Origin of the sequence: Flavobacterium sp. (assembly GCF_035760125.1) — a bacterium.
Classification (GTDB): Bacteria; Bacteroidota; Bacteroidia; order Flavobacteriales; family Flavobacteriaceae; genus Flavobacterium.
This window is the reverse complement of the sequence record NZ_DASTTN010000190.1, coordinates 1-6715: the sequence shown is the minus strand read 5'-3', so window position 1 is coordinate 6715 and position 6715 is coordinate 1. Positions and strand designations below refer to the sequence as shown.

The window sequence follows — 6715 nt, the reverse complement described above, 5'->3', positions numbered from 1 at the left end:
ATTGCAAAATAGGACAGCCCAATCCGCCGGCGCCAATGACCAAGACTTTGGCTTTTTTTAGTTTTTCTTGTCCTTCATCGCCTATTTCAGGCAACATCATTTGACGGTTGTATCTTAAATAATCTTGAACTACACTCATTTGATTAAATCTTAAAGTTTGAAAGTCATAAAGTCGAAGAAGGTGTTAATTAAGAATAGAATTCTCTTTAAGGTTTTCGGCTTTTGACCTTTTGCTAAATGTCCTATCCCAGTCTTTCCAAACCGGTTCGTATCCTTTATCGTTTATTATTTTGGCAATTTCTTGGGCAGAACGCTCATCGCTAATTTCAAATTGTTCCAAAGATTGTGGGTCAACGACGTAACCGCCAGGATTGGTTTTGGAACCCGCACTCATGCTCGTTACTCCAATCGGAATGATGTTATTTCTAAAATTTTCATTTTCTCGAGTGGATATTGATATTTCCAGATCTTCATTCCACAAGCGATACGCACAGATTAGTTGCGTTAAATCTTTATCGTCCATAATAAAGTTGGGCTCAATAATTCCTTCGGCGGGGCGTAATCTTGGAAAGGAAACCGAATATTTCGTCTGCCAATAGGCTTTTTGTAAATAATCCAAATGAAGGGCGTTGAAAAAACTGTCGGTACGCCAATCTTCCAGACCCAATAACACGCCCAACCCAATCTTGTGAATTCCTGCTTTCCCAATTCGGTCGGGCGTTTCTAAACGAAAATCAAAATTGGATTTTTTACCTTTGGTATGATACTTTTTGTACACCTCCTGGTGATAAGTTTCCTGATACACCAAAACGGAATAAACCCCAGCTTCGTGCAGCTTTTGGTATTCTTCAGTGGAAAGCGGTTGCACTTCTACGGAAATGGTTGAGAATTGCTCTTTTATTTGATCAATAGCATTTAGGCAATAATTGATATTTACGGTATAATTGGCTTCTCCCGTTACCAATAATACATGATCAAAACCTGCTATCTTCAATGCTTCGACTTCCAGTTTTATTTCTGAATCCGATAATGTTTTGCGTTTAATTTTGTTGTCCAGACTGAATCCGCAATAGGTGCAAATGTTTTGGCATTCATTGCTTAAATAAAGCGGGGCATACATCTGAATGGTTTTTCCAAAACGTTTTTTGGTCAATTCATGGCATTCTTGTGCCATTAGCTCCAAATAGGTCGTGGCTGCTGGTGAAATCAAAGCCATAAAATCATCCAGATTTCTTTTGCTTTTTGCTAATGCCTGTTCCACCTGTTTGGTGGTAGTTTGGTATATTTTGGTTTGAATGATATCCCAATCATAACCATCAAAAACCGATTTGAATGTTTTCATATTATTATGTTTTTACCGCAAGGTTCGCAAAGTTTTATATTTTAGAATAAATTTAAGTTCGCAAAGCTTTGCGAACTTTGCGTAAATCTTTGCGCTCTTTGCGGTTTTTTGCGATACTTACCCATTTAAAAATGCCGTCAAAGGACTTGAAGCAGAGGCTTGTTTGTATTGCTGTCCCAGTTTTGCCTCAAATGCTTTTCGTCCAGCAATTACTGCTTCCTTAAAAGCTTCAGCCATTAATTTTGGATTTCCGGCTACGGCAATCGCCGTATTGACCAGTACAGCATCGGCTCCCATTTCCATTGCTTTAGCGGCATCGGATGGTGCGCCAATTCCGGCATCAATAATAACTGGAACTAAACTTTGTTCAATGATTATTTCCAGAAAATCAATGGTTTTTAATCCTTTATTGCTCCCAATTGGGGAACCCAAGGGCATTACGGCAGCCGTTCCCACATTTTCCAAATGTTTGCACAAAACCGGATCGGCGTGGATGTAGGGCAAAACGATGAATCCCAATTTTGCTAGTTCTTCAGTCGCTTTAAGGGTTTCTATAGGGTCGGGCATCAAATATTTTGGATCTGGATGAATCTCAAGTTTCAGCCAATTAGTCTCTAATGCCTCTCTAGCTAGTTGTGCAGCAAAAATGGCTTCTTTTGCATTTCGTGCTCCGGAAGTATTAGGCAATAAATTGATTCTGGGATGCTTTAAATGGTCCAAAATAGCATCAGTATCGGTTTCCAGATCAATCCTTTTTAAAGCCACAGTTACCAATTCGGTTTCAGAAGCTAGAATTGCTTCTTCCATTTCTATATTGGAACCAAATTTTCCAGTTCCTAAAAATAGTCGGGACTCTAGTGTTTTGTCTCCTATCTTAAACAATGACGTTGCCATATAATTTTTCGTTAAGTTGTGTGATGAGTTCTTGCTTGTTATCGCTTTTGGTAATGATACCCGAAACTGCGATCCCATGAATTCCTGTTTTTATTAGAGTGTTAACGTCTCCCAATGTAATGCCCCCAATGGCGTAAACGGGTATGTTAACTTGCGACTCTTTCATTTTGGCTATAATGGAAAGATAGCCGTCTAATCCCAATAATGGGCTGAGATTATCCTTGGTTTTTGTGTGTTGGAAAGGACCTAATCCGATATAATCACAGCCATTATTTACCTGACGGATTATGTCTTCAAAAGTGTTTGCTGTCGCCCCGATGATTTTTGTTTTGCCGAGAATGGCTCGCGCTTCTGCAACCTTCATATCCGAAAGACCAAGATGAACACCGTCTGCATTAATTTTTTCGGCTAGATGGACATCGTCGTTAATAATGAAATTGGCAAGATATTCATCGCACAGAAATTTTACGGCTTCAGCCAATGCCAATGCTTTTTTTGGCTTTTGATGTTTGAATCGCATTTGTATCCAATCGCATCCATTGTCCAGAGCTTGATGAATATTGAACAATTGTTCTTCAACACTTTCTCCTTGAGAGATATATTGTAGTTTATTATACATGATGGAATCCTAGTTTAGTTATGTTAGACAGTAAATAGTTTTCGGTATATCTTTTTGCATTTTCACAAGCCATTTTTAGGTTTTGTTCCAATGCAAGATTGGCTGTGATTGCCGAGGATAATACACAGCCAGAGCCATGTTTTTCGTAATATTTGTTTGTTTTGGGTAAAAGCTTATGAATTCCATTTTGAGTATAGAGATAATCAACGCCAATTTCATTGGTGTTATGTCCCCCCTTTAATAAAATCGAACAATATGCAGAAAAGAATTTTGCAATCTTTTGTGGGGCTTTTTCCTCAGGGTCAAAATATTTGATTTCTTCGTAATTGGGAGTAATCAACTCCATTTGTTTAAGAATCTTAATCAAAGTCACCTGACTTTCTAGAGACAAAAACTCGAATTCGGTTGATGATTTCAAAATGGGATCCCAAATAATTTTGATAGAAGGTGAATGCTTTTTTAGGCAAAAAACAATTTGACTCAAATAATCCAAAGAAGGGACAATGCCAATTTTGACTGTTTTGATAGTATAACTGTCAAAAAGGGCTGTTATGGATTCTATAACAAAATCAATATTTGTCCATTGGATTTTATGGAACACATTTTCGGTTTGTATAGTATTGCCTGTGTTGATCGCAAAACCATATACTTTATGTTGTTCAAAAGTTTTGACATCGGCCAATACTCCTGCACCACCCGAAGGATCAAATCCCGCTATTGTTAAAGCTATTGGACGATTTTCTGACATGATTTAAAGTTTTCGATGGGATTGTTTTGAGCCCAAATGGTTCCTAAAAGTGCTATGTTATCAAAGCCGTTTTCTAATGCCTGCTCTGCATTTTTTGATTCGATTCCCCCCAAACCGATGAGTTTTGTCGCATAATTAGTTCTGTTTTTAATGGCTTCGAATAAATCTGTTTTTGAAGAATAATTTTCTTTTGAAATACTCGGGAAAATTGGACTCAAAAAAGCATGCTCAAATGTATTGTTCAGCTCATTAAAATCTTCTACGTTATGAACAGAAGTCGATAAATGGAATCCCTTTGTTTTGTATGTTTCAAATGGGGATTTTCCGAATAGCAACACTGTTTTTTTTCTTTCGCTTTCGCTAAAGTGAATTCGATTTATGTTAAATGCTGAAGTCAAGTGATGATGGCTATGCAAAACCAATTGTGTCCTTAAATCCGATTTTATTTCCGATAAGAATGATCTCATTTCTGCTGCAGAAAAATCTGGTTTCCGGATATGAAGCAACTCCAATCCATTCTCAAAAAGAGAATGAATGGTGTCGATTTCATTGGCTATAGGAATTGGATTTGTGATTACAATCATTATCTTTTCTCTATTTTCTTAAATATAAATTTCTTTTCCTTGTTCAATAAACTCCTCTGACTTTTCTCTCATGCCTTTTTCGGCTTCAGCGACATCACGAATTTCCTGTGATATTTTCATTGAACAGAATTTAGGACCGCACATCGAACAGAAATGAGCCACTTTGGCACCGTCTGCAGGTAAGGTTTCGTCATGAAATTCTCTGGCTGTATCTGGATCAAGAGATAAATTGAACTGGTCTTCCCAACGGAATTCGAAACGGGCTTTACTTAGTGCATTGTCGCGGTATTGTGAGCCTGGGTGACCTTTGGCCAAGTCGGCGGCATGTGCGGCAATTTTATAGGTTATCACGCCGTCTTTTACGTCTTTTTTGTTGGGTAAGCCAAGGTGTTCTTTTGGTGTTACATAACACAGCATCGCGCATCCGTACCAGCCAATCATTGCAGCCCCAATAGCGGAAGTGATGTGGTCGTATCCCGGAGCAATATCTGTTGTTAATGGGCCTAGAGTGTAAAAAGGCGCTTCATCACAATGTTCTAATTGTTTGTCCATATTTTCCTTGATCATGTGCATTGGCACGTGTCCAGGGCCTTCTATAAAAACTTGTACATTGTGTTTCCATGCTACTTTGGTTAGTTCTCCAAGTGTTTCCAATTCGGCGAATTGTGCGGCATCATTGGCATCGGCAATTGAGCCAGGACGTAAACCATCTCCCAATGAGAAAGCTACGTCATATTGTTTCATAATTTCGCAAATTTCTTCGAAGTGGGTATAAAGAAAATTTTCTTTGTGGTGGAAGAGACACCATTTTGCCATAATCGAACCGCCACGAGACACAATTCCGGTCACACGGTTGGCTGTTAAGTGAATGTAGCGCAATAATACTCCAGCGTGAATGGTGAAATAGGAAACTCCTTGTTCCGCTTGCTCGATAAGGGTGTCACGGAATACTTCCCAGGTCAAGTCTTCGGCGATTCCATTTACTTTCTCCAATGCTTGGTATATAGGCACCGTCCCGATTGGCACTGGTGAGTTACGGATAATCCATTCTCTAGTTTCGTGTATGTTTTTACCTGTTGATAAATCCATAATGGTATCGGCTCCCCAACGACAGGCCCAAACGGCTTTTTCTACTTCCTCCTCGATGCTGGAAGTCACGGCACTGTTGCCGATGTTGGCGTTTATTTTTACCAAAAAGTTGCGTCCCACAATCATCGGCTCGCTTTCGGGATGGTTGATGTTGTTTGGGATAATGGCGCGACCTCTGGCTACTTCGCTTCTAACGAATTCAGGAGTGATTTTGCTTTTTGGGGTTTGGGCTCCAAAACTATGACCTTGGTGTTGGTATTGCATCGCTTTGGTTTGCTCGTTCAACTGTTCAATACGTTGGTTTTCTCGAATGGCGATGTATTCCATTTCGGGAGTGATGATGCCTTGTTTTGCGTAATACAATTGAGAAACATTTGCTCCTTTTTTGGCACGCATTGGTTTGTGTAAATATTCGAAACGCAGGTGGTTTAATTTTTCATCATTTAAGCGTGATTTACCATACTCGGAGGAGATTTCGGTTAGTTCTTCTACGTCATTGCGGTCTAGAATCCATTGTTCGCGAATGCGGGGCAATCCTTTTCGAATGTCGATTTCTATATTTGGGTCAGTGAAAGGGCCAGAGGTGTCGTATACGGTTATTGGAGGATTTTTTTCGATTCTTCCGTTAGACATTTTGGTGTCGGCCAATGAGATTTCTCGCATGGCTACTTTTATTGGGTGGATTTCTCCCTTGATATATACTTTTTTGGAGTTTGGAAAAGGGGTTCTTGAGATTTTTTCTTCGTTGTTCATAGCTTTCGCGTTTATGTAGTGAGTAGTTGTTTCTTTAATTGAAAATGAATAGTTCTTGGTTTCTGCGCTTGCGTGAGGGATAGGAGCTGGCTACCGAAGTAGCGCGGATAGCCCGACAGCAGTAGGGAAAGGGGGCGAATAAGCGCAATGGTTGATAGCCCTCTTTTCCTAATGGTGGCACGCCCAAACAGACACGATTATTTTACCCGCCTTGTGTGGCAGAAATGATGAGAATGTCGTCTGTTGGGTTGAGGAAATGGGAATTCCAATCGGATTTTGGAATAACAATATTGTTGATGGCTAGGGCAATTCCGTTTTGTTTTTCGGGAATTTCTATGTCAAGAAGCGCTTGTACAGTGAGACTGTCAAGGGGGAATTGTTTGGTTTGATTATTGATTTTTAGTTCCATTCCTTTTTGAATTTAGTATAAATTATACTTTAGGAATGGCTACAGGGGTACGCAATGGTACATGGAAGTCATCTTACTTTTTCCTACGCTAGTATGAACTAGATCAGGTTCGAGGGTAAAGTCTCAGCCTACAATTTTGTAGACACCCCTAAAGTGTGAAGCAAATGTAATTAAAAAAGTTTGAAAGTTTAAACCTTTAAAAGTTTAAAGTTGTTACAGGTGTAACTTGTATTTTGGAGGATAAAAGCGGTGATTGTGTGTTAATTTCTCTTCCAAC

The 6715-nt window shown here is 39.3% G+C and carries 8 protein-coding genes and 1 riboswitch; all 8 genes read right to left on the bottom strand.

The features are described from left to right. Positions 1-139: HesA/MoeB/ThiF family protein (locus VFS71_RS07115; RefSeq protein ID WP_326400233.1), on the bottom strand; the 139-nt coding region annotated here is incomplete at its 3' end. 45 nt (positions 140-184) lie between these two features. Then, positions 185-1342: a 2-iminoacetate synthase ThiH gene (gene thiH / locus VFS71_RS07110; RefSeq protein WP_326400232.1), complete on the bottom strand. Its 1158-nt coding sequence runs from the start codon at positions 1340-1342 to the stop codon at positions 185-187. 117 nt (positions 1343-1459) lie between these two features. Beyond that, complete coding sequence (locus VFS71_RS07105) at positions 1460-2236, bottom strand: thiazole synthase (RefSeq protein WP_326400231.1); 777 nt, start codon at positions 2234-2236, stop codon at positions 1460-1462. After that, positions 2217-2855, bottom strand: coding sequence for a thiamine phosphate synthase (locus VFS71_RS07100; RefSeq protein WP_326400230.1), 639 nt, complete (start codon positions 2853-2855; stop codon positions 2217-2219). The genes VFS71_RS07105 and VFS71_RS07100 overlap by 20 nt, the downstream gene beginning before the upstream one ends. Further along, positions 2848-3603, bottom strand: coding sequence for a hydroxymethylpyrimidine/phosphomethylpyrimidine kinase (locus tag VFS71_RS07095; protein WP_326400229.1), 756 nt, complete (start codon positions 3601-3603; stop codon positions 2848-2850). Before VFS71_RS07095 ends, VFS71_RS07100 begins: the two co-directional genes overlap by 8 nt. Continuing rightward, positions 3582-4187: a thiamine phosphate synthase gene (locus VFS71_RS07090; RefSeq protein ID WP_326400228.1), complete on the bottom strand. Its 606-nt coding sequence runs from the start codon at positions 4185-4187 to the stop codon at positions 3582-3584. The genes VFS71_RS07095 and VFS71_RS07090 overlap by 22 nt, the downstream gene beginning before the upstream one ends. An 18-nt stretch (positions 4188-4205) precedes the next feature. Then, positions 4206-6029: a phosphomethylpyrimidine synthase ThiC gene (gene thiC / locus VFS71_RS07085; RefSeq protein ID WP_326400227.1), complete on the bottom strand. Its 1824-nt coding sequence runs from the start codon at positions 6027-6029 to the stop codon at positions 4206-4208. Positions 6030-6231: 202 nt separating this feature from the next. Next, on the bottom strand, positions 6232-6438 hold the full coding sequence (gene thiS / locus VFS71_RS07080) for a sulfur carrier protein ThiS (RefSeq protein WP_326400226.1): 207 nt from the start codon (positions 6436-6438) through the stop codon (positions 6232-6234). A gap of 63 nt (positions 6439-6501) precedes the next feature. After that, positions 6502-6598: riboswitch (TPP riboswitch) on the bottom strand. Between the last annotated feature and the right edge of the window lie 117 nt (positions 6599-6715).

What these genes read in the sequence shown, in the direction of transcription:
- thiH (WP_326400232.1), bottom strand. Translation starts at nt 1,342, where the DNA reads ATGAAAACATTCAAATCGGTTTTTGATGGTTATGATTGGGATATCATT.
- VFS71_RS07105 (WP_326400231.1), bottom strand. Translation starts at nt 2,236, where the DNA reads ATGGCAACGTCATTGTTTAAGATAGGAGACAAAACACTAGAGTCCCGA.
- VFS71_RS07100 (WP_326400230.1), bottom strand. Translation starts at nt 2,855, where the DNA reads ATGTATAATAAACTACAATATATCTCTCAAGGAGAAAGTGTTGAAGAA.
- VFS71_RS07095 (WP_326400229.1), bottom strand. Translation starts at nt 3,603, where the DNA reads ATGTCAGAAAATCGTCCAATAGCTTTAACAATAGCGGGATTTGATCCT.
- VFS71_RS07090 (WP_326400228.1), bottom strand. Translation starts at nt 4,187, where the DNA reads ATGATTGTAATCACAAATCCAATTCCTATAGCCAATGAAATCGACACC.
- thiC (WP_326400227.1), bottom strand. Translation starts at nt 6,029, where the DNA reads ATGAACAACGAAGAAAAAATCTCAAGAACCCCTTTTCCAAACTCCAAA.
- thiS (WP_326400226.1), bottom strand. Translation starts at nt 6,438, where the DNA reads ATGGAACTAAAAATCAATAATCAAACCAAACAATTCCCCCTTGACAGT.